Raw genomic sequence first — 15,393 nt, forward strand, 5'->3', positions numbered from 1 at the left:
CCCGTGTTTCTGAGTCACTCATCCGTTTTGCGGGTGCAAATATACAACCATTTTCCAAACCTGCAAGCAGTTTTAAAAAAATATTCCAAAAAAAATCCTGAACGTTGCCTATCCGACTATCCGCTATCCAGATCTCTCCTTCAAAGCGGGTGCAAATATACGACCGCCACAACATAACAAGCAAACATTTTGCAATGTTTTTTCAAAGAAAAATACACCCCGGACCACAACACGCTGTGGGTATTGGATTTAGCCTCAAAAATTTTTTTCAGCCAAGATCCATAGGGCACATTACCTTTATATATAACCTAATATATCCTCAGTTCAATTTGCGTTAGGGATAGAGGCGGCATCCCCTCCTTTGCCCTTCAAGCCACGGAGGGATATAGCCGAAAGCCCGACCCCCTGAACAGCCGACTAAAAGACTTTAGTTATACTACATTGATATGTAGGTTTTTTCCAAAGATGGAGGAATGATGATGAGGGGGTAACGCCCAAAATATCTAATATAAACTGAAAACCTGTATTGTGAAACGTAGAAAACCGTAGTATCTTTGCGGCTTAAATTTGTAAGATTATGATAGGGATTACCTTGCCTGATGGCACTGTGAAACAATTTGAACCTGGTAGCACTCCTATGGATGTTGCCAAGAGCATAAGCGAAGGCTTGGCCAGGAATGTTATTTCGGCTTCCTTTAACGGCACCAAGGTTGAAACCACGACCCCGCTTAACACAGATGGTGATCTCGTATTGTTTACATGGAGGGACAAAGAGGGGAAAGAGGCTTTCTGGCATTCCTCTGCACATATCTTGGCACAGGCACTGGAAGAATTGTACCCAGGGGCTAAGCTGACCATTGGTCCAGCTATAGAAACTGGCTTTTATTACGATGTAGATTTTGGGGAGCATACCATCTCTGAAAAGGATCTTCCTACCATTGAGAATAAGATGCTAGAGATTGCCCGTGGAAAGCATACGTTTGCGATGCGTGAAACCTCTAAAGCAGATGCATTGGATTTTTATAAGCGCCAGGGCAATGAGTACAAGGTTGAACTTATTGAAAACCTGGAAGACGGCACTATTACATTTTGCGATCACGATACGTTTACCGACCTGTGCCGAGGAGGGCATATTCCCAACACGGGCATTGTAAAGGCTGTAAAACTTATGAGTGTTGCGGGAGCTTACTGGCGGGGTGATGAGAACAATACCCAATTAACCCGTATATATGGTGTATCCTTCCCAAAGCAAAAAGAACTAAAAGAATATCTTGAGTTGCTGGAGCAGGCCAAGCAACGTGACCATAGGAAATTAGGGAAAGAACTGGAGCTGTTCACTTTTTCGCAAAAGGTGGGGCAAGGACTCCCGTTATGGCTGCCCAAAGGAACAGCTTTGCGCGAACGATTGGAAAATTTCCTCAAAAAAGCCCAAAAGAAAGCTGGCTACGAAATGGTAATCTCCCCACATATAGCCCAAAAGGAACTGTATGTTACTTCGGGACATTATGCTAAGTACGGTGAAGATAGTTTTCAACCCATTAAAACACCCAATGAGGGTGAGGAGTTTTTCTTGAAGCCCATGAACTGTCCGCACCACTGCGAAATGTACAAGAACAGGCCTTGGTCCTATAAAGATTTACCAAAGCGGTATGCCGAATTTGGGACCGTGTACCGTTATGAGCAAAGTGGTGAGCTGCATGGCTTAACTCGTGTACGTGGTTTTACACAAGATGATGCGCACATTTTTTGTACCCCAGACCATCTAGATGAAGAATTTAAAAAAGTAATTGACCTTGTGCTGTATGTATTTGGGTCACTAGGGTTTGAAAAATTCAAGACGCAAGTTTCTATTAGAGACCCAAAAAAACCTGAAAAATATATTGGGAGCCCAGAAAATTGGGAAAAGGCAGAACAGGCCATTATCAATGCAGCAAAGGAAAAAGAATTGGACTTCATTATTGAAGAGGGCGAAGCTGCTTTTTATGGACCTAAATTAGATTTTATGGTCCAGGACGCATTGGGCAGGAGCTGGCAACTGGGAACCATACAGGTAGATTATAACCTGCCAGAGCGGTTCGACCTAACCTACAAAGGCAGCGATAACGAGCTACACCGCCCAGTGATGATACACCGTGCACCATTTGGAAGCATGGAACGATTTGTGGCTATTTTACTGGAACATACAGCTGGAAATTTCCCGCTTTGGCTTATGCCAGAACAGGTTAGCATCCTGTCACTCAGCGAAAAATATGAAAATTACGCCGAAAAAGTTTTAAATTTGTTGGAAAATGACGAAATTCGCGCCCTTGTAGACAATAGAAACGAAACTATTGGCAAGAAAATACGGGAGGCCGAAATGAACAAGTTTCCGTATATGTTGATTGTTGGTGAACAGGAAGAGAAAGACGGCACGGTAAGTGTAAGGAAACACAGTGAAGGCGATATTGGAACGATGACCGTGGCAGAATTTTCTGAACTCATTAACACAGAAATTAAAAATAATATCGTAGATTTTAACGTATAACCAATCTGCCAAAAGCAGATATTAAATATTTATAAGCCATAGCAATACGAAGAAAAAGAAGTAGAGGTCCTGCAAGGATCAAAAAAGAAGACCAGCACAGAATTAACAAGAAAATCCGTGCCGAGAAAGTGCGTGTGGTTGGGGATAATGTTGAAGTTGACATTTACCCAATAAAAAAAGCACTGGAAATGGCAGAGGAGCAGGGACTGGATCTTGTAGAGATCTCCCCAAATGCCGAGCCACCGGTAGTGAAGATCATGGACTACAAGAAATATGTCTATGAACAAAAGAAGCGTGAAAAAGCAATGAAGGCGAAAGCCTCTAAAGTAACCGTTAAAGAAATTAGGTTTGGCCCTAATACCGATGATCACGATTACGAGTTTAAAAAGAAGCACGCAGAAAAATTTTTAAAGGACGGTGCCAAATTGAAAGCGTATGTTTTCTTTAAAGGACGTTCCATTATTTATAAAGACCAAGGGGAGATTTTATTGCTCCGTTTGGCTCAAGAATTGGAAGAAGTTGGAAAAGTAGAGCAGATGCCAAAACTTGAAGGAAAGAGAATGATCATGTTCATTGCTCCCAAGAAAACGAAATAACCCTTCGACTTTGCTCGGGGAACTTGTTCTGGCGTTAGTCCAGTAAGCCATAGTTACCTCTTGCAAATTTGAAGAAACTATAAAGATATCCCTTCTGTTTTTACAGGAGGGTATTCCCTTTAGAACACCTAGAGTGAAGAAAAAAGCGAAATAATAATTAAAAACAAAGACATGCCTAAACAAAAGACAAATTCTAGTGCCAAGAAGCGTTTTAAGCTTACAGGTACTGGGAAAATTAAGAGAAAGCACGCGTTTAAGAGCCACATCTTGACAAAGAAGAGCAAAAAACGTAAGCTTGCACTTACTCACGACACCTTGGTACACAAGGCAGATGAGGACAATGTTAAGCAAATGCTTCGATTGAAGTAAATCTTAACCGGTTAAAACAAATTTTTAAACCCTGGAGTTGGGCCTTGAAGATTTAAGATTTCGATTTTAGATTTTTGAACTAAAGTGTTTGGTAATACAGACCGCCTACTACAAAAAACAATTAAATTATGCCAAGATCAGTAAATTCAGTAGCTAAAAGAGCCCGAAGAAAAAAGGTGATTAAGCAAGCCAAAGGATACTTTGGAAGACGTAAAAATGTTTGGACGGTAGCAAAGAACGCTGTTGACAAAGCGATGCAGTATTCTTACCGTGACAGACGACAAAAAAAGAGAACCTTTAGAGCGTTGTGGATTACCCGTATCAATGCGGGTGCGAGACAACACGGAATGTCTTACTCTCAATTTATGGGAGGGATGAAAAAAGCAGGAATCGAATTGAACCGTAAGGTACTTGCAGATTTAGCGATGAACCATCCTGAAGCTTTCGAAGCCATCGTGAAGAAAGTAAAATAAATTAGAAACCTATTATTTCGCAAAAAAGCCCGCTCGATTTGAGTGGGCTTTTTTATTTTAAAAACATTTTACAAATCATGTCTTCTGCTTCTTCTTCTTGGCCGCGGGGAACAGTACATTATTAAGTATCAATCTGTATCCAGGAGAATTGGGGTGTAGCGCCAGTTCGGTCTTGGCATCCCCTACCCTGTGTTGGTAGTCCTCTGGATCGTGACCGCCATAAAAGGTAAAAAATCCTTTTCCTTTTATTCCGTGGATATAGCGGGCCTCCCCATTCGTTTTGTTCTCCCCCATTACCAAAACATTTGCTTTTACCGTGTTTGGGTCGTAGGATGTGGTTTGTCCCATAAAGCCCTTTACCAAAGCTGTATGATTCTGTACCAGCATACAAGGGATGGGGTCCCACTTGGCACTATAATCCATAAGGCTGAAATAGTCTGTCTCTTTTGGAATACGTCTTTTTCGCGTCATATCTATGCTAGAATATTCATACACCATCGGGCTACGTTCCAATATAAATTCCTTGAACGCAAAAGTTTTATTATAATCTATTTTGCTTTGGTAACCTGGTTCGCTGGGGTCACCATCGAACATAGGCTCACAAATATCTACCCCTTCGGCCGCTAGGGCAATGTCAAAACTATCGGTAGCACTGCACATAGCAAACATAAAACCGCCACCTATCACATAGTCACGAATTTTAAGGGCTACATCTCTCTTTTCTTCTGAAACTTTATCGTACCCTAATTTGTTGGCGAGCATTTCGGCCTTTCGCTTTTCTTCAATATACCAAGGTGCCGCTCGGTACGCACGATAGAACTTTCCATATTGACCCGTAAAGTCCTCATGGTGCACATGTAACCAATCGTACAACAGCAATTGGTCGCTCAACACTTCTTCATCATAAACAACAGTATAGGGAATTTCGGCATAGGTCAACACCATGGTCACTGCATCGTCCCACGGTTGGTTTCCTTTAGGTGAGTACACGGCAATCCTAGGGGCTTTTTCAAGTACCACGGCTTCCATATTTTGTGACGGACTGGAAATTTCCAGCAGAATCTGCTCTGTCTTCGAGTCGCTCAAGATTTCAAAGGATACGCCACGAATCTGGCATTCCTTTCGTATTTCTTCAGCATCCGGCAATAGAAAAGAGCCACCACGGTAGTTGAGCAACCACTTTACTTTTTGGTTTTTCTCAAGTGTCCAATAGGTGATTCCGTAGGCCTTAAGGTGTTCCTTCTGCCCCTCGGCATCCATGGGTATCAATATATATGAAGCTGAAGCCGAGAGGCTACAACCCAAAAATAACAAGACTATTAAAATACGTTGTATCATACGGGGGAAGGTACAAATTTTGAGCCAAAGTAAAGTATAGAATATATTGTCATAAATTAGCAACGTACTACAATTTTAGACGGCTCTTCATTGCTTCTAAAATATTAAAAGCCGCTGGACAAATAGCTATATTTTTTAGGGTTAGGTTCGAGATTTGCTGAAACTTCCTCCTATCGGTATGTGGAAATTCACTACAGGCTTTTGGGCGCACGTCATAAATACTGCAGTAATTATCGGCTCCCAGAAACGTACAGGGCACCTCTTGCAGTACATAGTCGTTATCTTCGTCTACCCTAAGATAGGTTTCAATAAATTGCTGGGGCTTCATCCTGAAATGTTTGGCGATACGTTCTATATCCTTATTGGTAAACAACGGTCCTGTGGTCTTACAGCAGTTGGCACAGGTTAGACAGTCGGTTCGCTCAAATTCAGCCTCGTGCAATTCCTGCATCAAGCTATCCAAATGTTTTGGCGGTTTCTTCTTCAGTTTACTGAAAAACTTTTTGTTATCGTTATGTGTATCTTTGGCTTTTTGTGGGAGCTGCCGTAGAGTATCTTCCATAGTGCAAAGGTAGGGCGATTTTAGAAAAGAATGTATTTTATCCAACAATGAGGGGCTTGACCTCAAAACTATTTCTAAAAGTATTTCCAATCAATGTGAACAGTACCATTGGACAAATTTTTAACAATTAGAATGAAAGATATTCTTGGCAAAGCGTTATTGGATTATCACAACGGAAACTATTCCGAAGATATTATAACCGCTACCAACATTAGTGAGGAGGATACCCTCCCGCTTCCCTATCTGTTCAGGAGTTTTGTCGAAATGCCCAAAATTGAACAACGCGCACTGGAACTTTGCCGTGGTAAAATACTTGATGTGGGATGTGGGGCCGGAAGCCATTCGCTTTGGTTGCAGGAGAAAGGGATGGAAGTTGCCGCAATAGATGTATCGAAAGGAGCCATACAAGTAGCAAAAGCACGGGGTGTACACAATGCATCACACAAAAACATTCTTGACATAACCGAAGAAACCTACGACACTATCCTACTACTTATGAACGGTACGGGAATTTTTGAAACTGTAGAAAAAACGGCAACCTACCTTCAGCATTTAAAAGGTATTTTAAAACCTGACGGACAAGTACTTATAGACTCTAGCGATCTGCAGTATATGTACGACCGTAATGAGGATGGTAGTATCTGGGTGCCTATGGAACGTTATTATGGTGAGCTGGATTTTACTATGGGCTATAAAGGTGAAGCCACACCTGTGTTTCCTTGGCTATGCCTTCACGAGAAACTTTTCAAGGATATTGCTGTAGCAAATGGGTTTCATTTTAAAGTGGTGCAACGGGGCAATAATTTTGACTATCTGGCACGTCTCAATGTGGCAAATGACAGCCTTTAGCCTCAAGTTTTTGAGCGGTCTGCTTAAAAAGGTCCCGGCTTCAAAGTGAGTATTTCCTCCACGCTGGTATCTTTATCGCTCTGTAGTTCCTCCCACAGTGCATCCGGCACCTCCTGGCTGCTACATTGTTGCCGCAGCATTACAAGCAGTTGGTCGTACGCATTGCTATATTGCTCTTGCGTTCTGTGTATGTGCATATATTTTGTCAATTTTTCCTGAAAGTTTTGCGCGGTAATGGCGACCATAGACGAAATAAAGAAAAATAGCGTTAAAAAAAGGCGTGTTATTTTCATAGTGCCATATTTACATTATGTTTGCTAAAATTACTAAAATTATACATGAAAACATTCTTTCCCAAATTCCTCTTCCTTCTCTCTCTACTTATACTTACCGGGTCTTGTAAAAAGGACGATGACAATGGTATAGACGATACTAAAGCTGAAAATTTATTAGGACTGGGCGAATCTGCCGAAGATCTTCTCTCTGACGATATCTACAAAAGTCTTGTGATAGAATTTGTGTACAGTAACGGTTTTAGGCCAGAGCAGGAAACTATTGACGGATTTAGGCAGTTTATTATGGAACGTGTAAATAAGCCAGAGGGTGTTTCGATTGTTGAGACCGTAATTGCTCCTCCCGAAGGTGCGCCCTATTCCACTCAGGAAATAAGGGATATTGAAGATGCGAACCGTACCCGTTATACACAAGACGACCAGATTGCAGTATACGTGTTTTTTGCCAATGGTAGTTTTGTGGGAGATACCAATACTTCTGTTACATTGGGTACTGCCTATAGAAATACATCTATAGTTGTGTACCAAGAAACACTGCAAAGCCTACAAGTAGATAGGTTTTTGATAGAATCTACCACATTGCGCCACGAGTTTGGGCATATTTTTGGCTTGGTGAATATATTGAACGACGATATACATACAGACCACGAAGACCCAAGCAGCAATAAGCATTGTGTGGTTGAGGATTGTTTAATGTACTTTGCCAGTACCGTCCCAAAAACCATTCCCAATCCTACCGAGAAAGATATCCCCGTGCTAGATCCACTTTGTCTCGCAGACCTTCAAGCAAAAGGTGGAAAATAGATTGTCTTAATAGTTTAATATAGACTGAAAACTTTTTCTCCGTTTATAAATGTAGCGAGTACTTTTACTTTTGGGATACTGTCCGCTGGTATTTCCATGATATTTCGGTCCAGTACCGTGAAATCTGCTGGTTTACCTTCTTCAATACTACCTTTTTCATCTTCCTCAAAATTTGAAAAAGCCGCCCATAAGGTCATTCCCTTTAAGGTTTCTTCCCTAGTTAGTGCATCGTCCACCCTAAAGCCATTCTCGGGATAATTATTTAAATCCTTACGGGCAACAGCACTATAGAAGGTATACATTGGGTTTACCTGCTCTACGGGGAAATCGGTCCCCAACACTACTATTCCTGCTTTTTCCAACAGGCTTTTGTAGGCATAGGCTCCCTTTATTCGCTCACCACCTACTCTATCTTCGGCCCAATACATGTCACTGGTGGCGTGGGTGGGCTGTATAGAGGGAATTATATTTTTTGAAAACAGTTCGAAATCTGTTGGGGTCACAATTTGGGCGTGTTCTACTTTCCACCTAGCATCGGGATGGTTCGCCAAGGCTTTTTTATATGCTCGCAATACTGAAATATTCGCCGAATCCCCAATAGCATGTGTATTCATTTGAAAACCTGCACTTGCTAATCTTTCCGCAAGTTGTTGTAAACTATCGCTAGGGGTAATCATTGCGCCAAAGTGGTTTTCCTTATCTGTATATGGGGCTCGAAGCGCAGCACCTCTAGAGCCAAGGGCACCATCGGCATACACCTTGACCGAGCGTACATGCAGCCTATCGGTTTTTAGGATTCCCTTTGTTAAAAAATGGTCCAAATTTTCAGGAGTGTTGCTAATCATTGCATACACTTTTATCTTCAGTTCGCCTGCTTTTTGAAGGCTATCTATCAATTCAATTATATTTTTGTCCAGTCCAGCATCGTTCACTGTAGTGAGACCGTTTTCCAGACATATCGCTTCGGCATCCTTCAATGCCTGTATGGAAAACTCGCGAGTGGGTTGAGGGATAGACGCACGCACCAGCCTCATGGGGCTGTCTATCAAGATTCCCGTAAAATTCCCTAAACTATCCAGAACCACTTCGCCACCTTCCAGTTTTGTTTCCTTCGTGATATTTGCACGCTCCATAGCTTTTGTGTTTATAATCATAGCGTGTCCATCCACTCGTGTAAGGGCAACGGGCGTGTTGGGAAATAGGGAGTCCAGCTCGTTTTTGCTAGGGAACTCTTTAACGTCCCAATCGTTCTGGTCCCAACCGCGACCCGTAATGTAGTCTACATTTTTTTTCTGCTGAAATGTTTGCACACGCTCCAAAACCTCGGCATAGCTGGTAGTACCCACCAAGTTGACCTGCTGCTGGGTAACGCCTAGATTGTACAAATGTGCATGCGCATCTATCAGTCCCGGGACAATCGTGGTCTCGTTGGCATTGTATATTTTTTCTACGTTGTATTTCAGTTCCAGTTCGGGCTTAAGGCCTATTTCCAGTATTTTTCCATCTTTGACCACAAAAGCATTTGCGGTATCAAAATTTTCGTTCACTGTGTAAATGGTGGCGTTTTTAACTAAAAGGTCTGCTGAAATTTTATCCGGTGCACAACTGCTTAGAAACAATACCGAAAATAGAAAAAAGATATATCTCATCGTGGATTTGGTTTTCAGTAAAAATAGAGATTTTAAAGGAAAACCACTCGCTACACTTGTTGAAAGAATTATGAATAGACAGTAAAAAAATAGGCAGGGTTGCAAGCTTCAAGGAAAAACGGACAGCGATTACAGCTAAAGTTTCAGCTTAATAAATCCTTCCGCGAGATACCATTTTGTACATTCCGTACCCAAAGAAGTAGCATACTGCCTGTATGGCAAATACCAAGAAAGAAAGCAAAAAGAATTTAACCGCTAATTGCCAGATACTTGCGTAGGGCTCTTCACTACCAATCCAAAAGCCCAAGGAGATGAGGACAATGGAAATCCCGGCAAAGATAAAAAGCATTTTTCTGTGGTTCATACCCAACAGATGGAGTGCTCTTTAAAAGGTTGCGTTTACCAATCGAATTTATAGGTAGCGCCCAACAATCCCTGAATCCCCAAAACGGGATAATTAATCCAACGCTCGTAATTATCGCTCAACAAATTACTGCCCTTCGCAAAAATAGAAAGGCGCTCACTAACCTTATATCCTAAATGTACATTTGCATCCAGATAGGCATCTACCGTAACTATTTCAGCTGGTGAATTCATAAAAATACCACCTTTAAAAAATGTATCCTGCCGCTCTCCTACATAGAACAGACTGGCCCCGCCGTATATATTTTCAGTGATGCTGAAATTTGAGAACAACGTTGCCTTTAGTTGTGGTAAGTTCCAGGCTTCTTGTTCATGGGTTGTGTTATAGCTTAAATATTCTGCGTTTACACCCAAATTGAAATTTTCGGCAACATCTACCTTCAATTCCCCAAAGACAGAAAGTGTGTTCACATCGTCATATACCACCTGAAAAGAATTTCCGTAGCCATAGCCCTCAGAAGGGCTGGTATCCGACTGTACATCTGGATTGTTCCTAAAAAGAGCTTTATCATCTTCTTTACCGTAAGAAGCACGTAAGTTGTAACCCACACTATTGGTAAGTTTTCCCTTTATCCCTCCAAAACCATTGTACAACTGGCTGGTGGGCATTATGAACAACGTTGGGGAAACATAGGGGTTTTCTTCTTTAAAATCGTAATAGCTGTTTTGCGTCAAGCCACCTTCTACCCCTCCATACAAGATGATAAACTCTTCCAACACTCTATAGGAAGCATTTATCTGGGGGTATATAAAAAAGTCCGTATCGCTATTTTCCAAATCCATTCCTGCCATTGCGGTAATTCCCAAAGAAAGCGTGAGGTCCTCGTTGGTATATACCAATGATGGTGAGATACCAGCATTTAACAAGCTATACTCAATACCTCCCAGTCCTACATCGATATACTGTTTTTCAAAACTACCTCCCAGATAGTCTACTTCTCCATCAATTTTTAAAGTGAAGGTGGAAAGTGGAAATGAAAATTCGGGCTTGGCTCTAAAGTTAAACTCCGACGACCCAAAGGCATCGCTCAAAAACCGGATGTTCGCTGCGGCTTTTTCAAAAAAGGAATCGTCCACAGAGATGCTCCCGCCCAAATTTCCACTAAAGTAGGTTTGTTGGGGATCCAAACCGTTTATAAATTCATCATCAGCTTCGTCATAGGTTTCATTTAAGCCGTACCAGTTGAACAATTGATGCTGTATCCCAGCATCCAATTGATATGACACATCACGTTGCCTGCTCGTGTAATTTGCATCCAGTTGGGTGTCGTAATATTTATTCTCCAACCTAACACCATCTATCCCTCCTTGGGCAGAGTTATGCCTAAAGAAGAAGCCTGCATTATCTGTCCTACTGATCTGGAAATTACTGTAGAGTTCGGCCAAAATACTAGTATAGCTACCAAAACCTAGTGTAGCATAATTATCGTACAATTTTATGGGTTTAGCTTTTTCAACTGTTGCAGCTTTCCCCTTAGCTGGCGTAAACGTTGAAGCCACGGGTACCGAAAAGATCTGGTACTGTACCTTCTTTTTCTGTGTATTTACCGAATCGTTGAGCACTGGGGTTTCCTTTACCTTGAAAGCATCGCTAATGGTGGGCGTGTAGGGCTTTACGATGTTTACTACTTCTGTACCTATGTTATCATCGTCTTCTTGGGCAAAGGTGATGAAGGGGGACAGTAGCAAGAGCAGGATGAACACCCCCCTAGCCCGTTCAAGTAGGGATTTAAAGTTAAATCCTATAACCTTAGTTAAAGGCTTATCGATTCCCCTTTTGAGGCGGGCTAGTGAGGTGTCTTGCACAGTGTTTATATTTTTTAAATTACGAACCATATCCGTACAGTATTATTTTGATAAATTGATGAATGTTGAGGCTTAGTTTTTATCGGTCTCTACTGAAGCATTGGTCTTTGCCTCGGTGTTTTTGATGAGAGAAAGTTCAGCCTTGGCCTCGTTTACGATCTCGGGGTAGTCGGTAAAATTTTGTATCACACTTTCCAGGATATAGGTTGCCTGGTACGCATCGCCCAGGGCATAAAAATTCTTTGCCATGAGCACCAACCCCTTGGCACCAAATTCCTTATAGCCCGAATAGTCTTTTGCCAAGGCCTGTACCGAAACATTGGAAGCCTCGTATTGTTGTGCCTTATTCTTAAAATATGCGTCGTAATAGAGCGCTTCTGCAGCTAGGGCACCCGTGGCTATTTTGGAAACTTCGGCATAGGCGGTTTTTGCTTTATCCTCGTCCCCGGTTTTTATGGCAGATCGTGCAATGATAATTTGCGCATCACTCTTAATGGTATTATCAATCTTTTCATTTTTCAGCACCTTTTCAGCATAGGTTACGGCTTGTGCATATTGTTGCAGTTCATAGCTAGCTTTCATACTATTGGTCTGCGCAAAGATGATGTTCTGCGGAAAATCGGCTTCGGTTTCCAATCGGGCTAGGTATGTAAGGGCATTGTTATAGTCCTTTTGGCCAAGGTATACTTCTGAGATACGGGCCAGTGCCTGTTCGGTAAATTCGTTTCGCTCCTTGGAAACCACAAACTCGAAATGTGGTATGGCCTTGGTTTTGTTTACTTCAGTAAAATATAACTGTCCCAAATAAAAATGCGCCTGCAGTGCGTGCTGCCCATTGGGGAATTGCTGCAAATAATTCTCGAACCTGGTAATGGCCTGGCCTGTATTGTTTTCCAGATAGGGTTGTTCGGCAGCTTTGTAGGTAGCATCGTCCAGCTCGGCATCTTCAACTTGTACATAGTCCAATCCTTGGATCCATTTGGCATATTCGTTCACCCGCCCCTGGTCTATATAGATAAGTTTTGCTGATGTCACTGCCTGCAATGCCTCGGGAGTGGAAGGAAAGTCTCTCGCCACGCGCTTAAAGATATTGAGTGCCTCGTTGCTCTTTCCCGAATTATCGAACACCAGCGCTTTTTTCATCAAGGTCTTGGCCACGTAACTGCTCTTGGGCATTTGTGAGATAAGCTTATCGTAGGTACGCAATGCTTCGGCAGTCTGCTCTTGGCCCAAATAGGTGTTGCCCAGCTCATACAGTGCATCGTCCCTATAGATTGAATTGGTAAATTGGTTCACAAAATCCTGCAAGCCCTCAATTTTCTGAGGCGTGCGGTCCACAAAGCCATAGCTAATGGCTTTCTGGAAGGAGGCATAGTCCTTATCTGGTGTACCCAGTTCCAATGCTTTGTTGTAGTTTTCCATAGCAGGCCAGTACTGGCTGGTCACAAAATAACTATCGCCCAAGCGTACATAGGCATCTTTAACACGAGCACCATTACTGGTAGTGTTTTCCAAATATCCCTTGAAATGGGTAATAGCCTCTGGGTACTTTTTCAGTTTGAACTCATTGTACGCCAAGTTGTACGTACTGTTCTCCCATTCGGGTGTTTGGGAGGCGCTGGGCAATTGCATAAACTGTTTGTATCCAATGAGGGCTTCCTCAAAGTTGTTCAGCTGAAAGCCGCTCTCTGCTTTCCAGTAGGTGGCTCTTGCAGTAAATGTGGTATCCCGTGGCTCCTTTAGTGATTTATTGAACATTGCAATGGCTTCGCTGTAATTACCTTGACTGTACAATTCAACACCACGGTAAAAAGCTACTTTTTGATAGGCCAGCTTATTCTCGAAATTCTTGTTGTTTTCCAGCAGTTCCATCGCTCCCTTGTAGTTTTTTGAAGTGATATAGCTATCTATCAACAAGTCCTTTAGAGCATCGTTGTTCGGGTTTTTAGGGTAGGTTTCCATAAAGCCCAAGAGAATTTGGGGTGTGCTCTGGTAGCTGTTCCCAATCTCGTAACTCAGTTTTGCATAGTTAAGGTAGGCATCTTCTTGGATTTCAGCAGAAAAATCCATTTCCGAAGCATTCTTAAAAGCATTCAACGCCTGTTGTTTTTGATCTAGTTCCAGGTAACTTTCGGCTAGATGATAGTAGGCATTTTGTGCCACAGCGTCGTTTCCATCGATTATTTTGTTGAACTCCCCTATGGCACTTTGGTAATCGCCCTGTTTGTAATAGGCATAGCCAAGCTGGTAATAGTCGGTATTGTTCCAGCGGCCTCGCTTTCCTTTATACTCCCTTAAGTATGGGATTGCTTCGGCATACTGTCCCAAATTAAAATAGCTTTCTCCAATAATTTTTGATAGCTCACTTTTTTCCATGGGACTGGAGGTATCAAACTGTTCTTTACCCAAGTCTATCGCTTTTTGGAATTTGCCCAGCTTAAAATTCATATCTGCCTGGTAGTAACTAAGCCCCTCGTTGTAGCGCTCGTCTCCTTTTACTTCTTCGAAGAGGGTATTGGCTTCGGTATAATTATCACCCTCGTACGCTATAAACCCTAAATAGTATTTGGCCTGGGAGCCATAGGTTTCAGAAGTGTTTACCCTGTTAAAATATTTCTTGGCCTCTTCATAGCGCTTGTTCTTGAAATAGGCATACCCGTTGTTGAAGTAGAATTTCTCCCTTTCGCTACGGGGCAGACTAGCTTCGTCCACTTTATCGTACCATTTGCGGGCGTAGGAGTATTTTCCGTTCTCAAAATAATAGTTGGCCACATTTATGTAGGCATCGTTGCGCTTGATACTGGTGGGGTACTCTTCCACAAATTCTTCCATCAATTGGTCTGCATCCTGCTGGTTAAGGCGTACCGCACAATTGGCAATGTAATAGGCGCAGTCTCCCTCTATGGTAATCTCGCTAGTGTTCCCCTTTACTTTGGCAAACAGGGATTGTGCAGCCAGAAACTGGTTGTTGTTATACAGTTCAACTGCCTTGTTATAATCTACAAGAGCATTGGTATGCGTTGCTGTTTGTTGCGAAAACGATGTAACGGAAAGGCACAGCAAAAGTGCAAAAAGTACGAGGCTTTTGGACATATTTGTAGGGTTTCAGAATTTTTAGGGTAGAGGTGTTGCTAGGATAGTAACGTTTTTCTGGCAGGTTAATTATATAGTTCGGGTTGTTTCTGTTTTGAACATAAAATTACCTAATTTTAAAGCACGAAAAATTGAAAATTCAAATTCTTATGAAGAATATACTGTTAATAGTAGTTGCCCTAGTCTCAATAGTATGCAATGCGCAAAGGGACACGTTCGAGAATATTTCAGAAAAAAATGGGAAAATTGGCATTGGCACCAACAATCCAGACGAGCTGCTCACCGTGAAAGGGAAAATACATACCCAAGAGGTGCTGGTAGACCTCCAAGGAGCCGTGGCACCAGATTATGTGTTTGAATGGTATGCACAGGGAACCTCAACACTAAAATCAGAGTACCAGTTGTTACCCCTACCAGCTCTTGAGGAATTTATACTAGAGCACAAACATTTGCCCAAAGTGCCAAGTGCCGAGACGTTGGAGAAAGAAGGAATGTCGCTCAAGGAAATGAATCTCCTGCTACTGGAAAAGGTGGAGGAACTTACCTTGTACACCCTTAAGCAACAAAAAGAAATTGACGGGTTGAAAGAAAAACTTTTGGAGTTGGGAGAATAG

The 15,393-nt window shown here is 42.2% G+C and carries 14 protein-coding genes; 7 read left to right on the top strand and 7 right to left on the bottom strand.

The features are described from left to right. Positions 1–577: 577 nt before the first annotated feature. The 4 genes from thrS (at position 578) to rplT (ending at position 3,962) form a co-directional block, all read left to right on the top strand. The gene (thrS, locus tag C8D94_RS14375) at positions 578–2,524 is read left to right on the top strand and encodes a threonine--tRNA ligase (RefSeq protein ID WP_115124670.1); all 1,947 of its coding nucleotides are present in this window, start codon (positions 578–580) and stop codon (positions 2,522–2,524) included. Between the two features lie 77 nt (positions 2,525–2,601). Beyond that, positions 2,602–3,120 (top strand): translation initiation factor IF-3, encoded by a 519-nt coding sequence (gene infC / locus C8D94_RS14380; RefSeq protein WP_262510553.1) that lies wholly within the window; start codon positions 2,602–2,604, stop codon positions 3,118–3,120. Between the two features lie 171 nt (positions 3,121–3,291). Next, entirely contained in the window at positions 3,292–3,489 is a 198-nt protein-coding gene (rpmI, locus tag C8D94_RS14385) for a 50S ribosomal protein L35 (RefSeq protein ID WP_115124672.1), read from the top strand. Between the two features lie 128 nt (positions 3,490–3,617). Beyond that, a complete protein-coding gene (gene rplT / locus C8D94_RS14390) occupies positions 3,618–3,962 on the top strand; it encodes a 50S ribosomal protein L20 (protein WP_115124673.1) in 345 nt (114 codons plus the stop codon). 75 nt (positions 3,963–4,037) lie between these two features. Here the strand turns inward: rplT and C8D94_RS14395 are convergent, their stop codons facing one another. Together C8D94_RS14395 and C8D94_RS14400 are read right to left on the bottom strand one after the other, a co-directional pair. After that, entirely contained in the window at positions 4,038–5,300 is a 1,263-nt protein-coding gene (locus tag C8D94_RS14395; protein WP_115124674.1) for an asparagine synthetase B, read from the bottom strand. Positions 5,301–5,367: 67 nt separating this feature from the next. Further along, on the bottom strand, positions 5,368–5,862 hold the full coding sequence (locus tag C8D94_RS14400) for a YkgJ family cysteine cluster protein (RefSeq protein WP_115124675.1): 495 nt from the start codon (positions 5,860–5,862) through the stop codon (positions 5,368–5,370). A 132-nt stretch (positions 5,863–5,994) separates the two neighbouring features. Between C8D94_RS14400 and C8D94_RS14405 the strand changes: the two genes are divergently transcribed. Further along, positions 5,995–6,711 carry a class I SAM-dependent methyltransferase gene (locus C8D94_RS14405; protein WP_115124676.1) on the top strand — a complete coding sequence of 239 codons (717 nt, stop codon included), beginning with the start codon at positions 5,995–5,997 and terminating at the stop codon, positions 6,709–6,711. Positions 6,712–6,734: 23 nt separating this feature from the next. Here C8D94_RS14405 and C8D94_RS14410 read toward each other — a convergent pair whose 3' ends face one another. Continuing rightward, positions 6,735–7,004 (bottom strand): hypothetical protein, encoded by a 270-nt coding sequence (locus C8D94_RS14410; protein ID WP_115124677.1) that lies wholly within the window; start codon positions 7,002–7,004, stop codon positions 6,735–6,737. A gap of 45 nt (positions 7,005–7,049) precedes the next feature. On the opposite strand from C8D94_RS14410, the gene C8D94_RS14415 reads away from it, so the two are divergent. Continuing rightward, the gene (locus C8D94_RS14415) at positions 7,050–7,808 is read left to right on the top strand and encodes a zinc metalloprotease (RefSeq protein ID WP_115124678.1); all 759 of its coding nucleotides are present in this window, start codon (positions 7,050–7,052) and stop codon (positions 7,806–7,808) included. Positions 7,809–7,822: 14 nt separating this feature from the next. Here C8D94_RS14415 and C8D94_RS14420 read toward each other — a convergent pair whose 3' ends face one another. The 4 genes from C8D94_RS14420 to C8D94_RS14435 all read right to left on the bottom strand — a co-directional run bounded on the left by C8D94_RS14420 (position 7,823) and on the right by C8D94_RS14435 (position 14,779). Further along, entirely contained in the window at positions 7,823–9,457 is a 1,635-nt protein-coding gene (locus C8D94_RS14420; RefSeq protein WP_115124679.1) for an amidohydrolase, read from the bottom strand. Between the two features lie 148 nt (positions 9,458–9,605). Further along, positions 9,606–9,821, bottom strand: coding sequence for a hypothetical protein (locus C8D94_RS14425; RefSeq protein ID WP_115124680.1), 216 nt, complete (start codon positions 9,819–9,821; stop codon positions 9,606–9,608). Positions 9,822–9,856: 35 nt separating this feature from the next. Then, positions 9,857–11,716 (bottom strand): TonB-dependent receptor, encoded by a 1,860-nt coding sequence (locus tag C8D94_RS14430; protein ID WP_245946347.1) that lies wholly within the window; start codon positions 11,714–11,716, stop codon positions 9,857–9,859. A gap of 42 nt (positions 11,717–11,758) precedes the next feature. Continuing rightward, a complete protein-coding gene (locus tag C8D94_RS14435) occupies positions 11,759–14,779 on the bottom strand; it encodes a tetratricopeptide repeat protein (protein WP_115124681.1) in 3,021 nt (1,006 codons plus the stop codon). A 149-nt stretch (positions 14,780–14,928) separates the two neighbouring features. Between C8D94_RS14435 and C8D94_RS14440 the strand changes: the two genes are divergently transcribed. Further along, entirely contained in the window at positions 14,929–15,393 is a 465-nt protein-coding gene (locus C8D94_RS14440; RefSeq protein ID WP_115124682.1) for a tail fiber protein, read from the top strand.

It is taken from the genome of Marinirhabdus gelatinilytica, from assembly GCF_003353425.1.
GTDB lineage: Bacteria > Bacteroidota > Bacteroidia > Flavobacteriales > Flavobacteriaceae > Marinirhabdus > Marinirhabdus gelatinilytica.

Bases quoted from the DNA above. Each gene is read 5' to 3' on its own strand.
- C8D94_RS14415 (WP_115124678.1), top strand. From the start codon at position 7,050: ATGAAAACATTCTTTCCCAAATTCCTCTTCCTTCTCTCTCTACTTATA.
- C8D94_RS14430 (WP_245946347.1), bottom strand. From the start codon at position 11,716: ATGGTTCGTAATTTAAAAAATATAAACACTGTGCAAGACACCTCACTA.
- C8D94_RS14440 (WP_115124682.1), top strand. From the start codon at position 14,929: ATGAAGAATATACTGTTAATAGTAGTTGCCCTAGTCTCAATAGTATGC.
- C8D94_RS14435 (WP_115124681.1), bottom strand. From the start codon at position 14,779: ATGTCCAAAAGCCTCGTACTTTTTGCACTTTTGCTGTGCCTTTCCGTT.
- C8D94_RS14405 (WP_115124676.1), top strand. From the start codon at position 5,995: ATGAAAGATATTCTTGGCAAAGCGTTATTGGATTATCACAACGGAAAC.
- C8D94_RS14400 (WP_115124675.1), bottom strand. From the start codon at position 5,862: ATGGAAGATACTCTACGGCAGCTCCCACAAAAAGCCAAAGATACACAT.
- C8D94_RS14420 (WP_115124679.1), bottom strand. From the start codon at position 9,457: ATGAGATATATCTTTTTTCTATTTTCGGTATTGTTTCTAAGCAGTTGT.
- rpmI (WP_115124672.1), top strand. From the start codon at position 3,292: ATGCCTAAACAAAAGACAAATTCTAGTGCCAAGAAGCGTTTTAAGCTT.
- thrS (WP_115124670.1), top strand. From the start codon at position 578: ATGATAGGGATTACCTTGCCTGATGGCACTGTGAAACAATTTGAACCT.
- rplT (WP_115124673.1), top strand. From the start codon at position 3,618: ATGCCAAGATCAGTAAATTCAGTAGCTAAAAGAGCCCGAAGAAAAAAG.
- C8D94_RS14395 (WP_115124674.1), bottom strand. From the start codon at position 5,300: ATGATACAACGTATTTTAATAGTCTTGTTATTTTTGGGTTGTAGCCTC.
- C8D94_RS14425 (WP_115124680.1), bottom strand. From the start codon at position 9,821: ATGAACCACAGAAAAATGCTTTTTATCTTTGCCGGGATTTCCATTGTC.
- C8D94_RS14410 (WP_115124677.1), bottom strand. From the start codon at position 7,004: ATGAAAATAACACGCCTTTTTTTAACGCTATTTTTCTTTATTTCGTCT.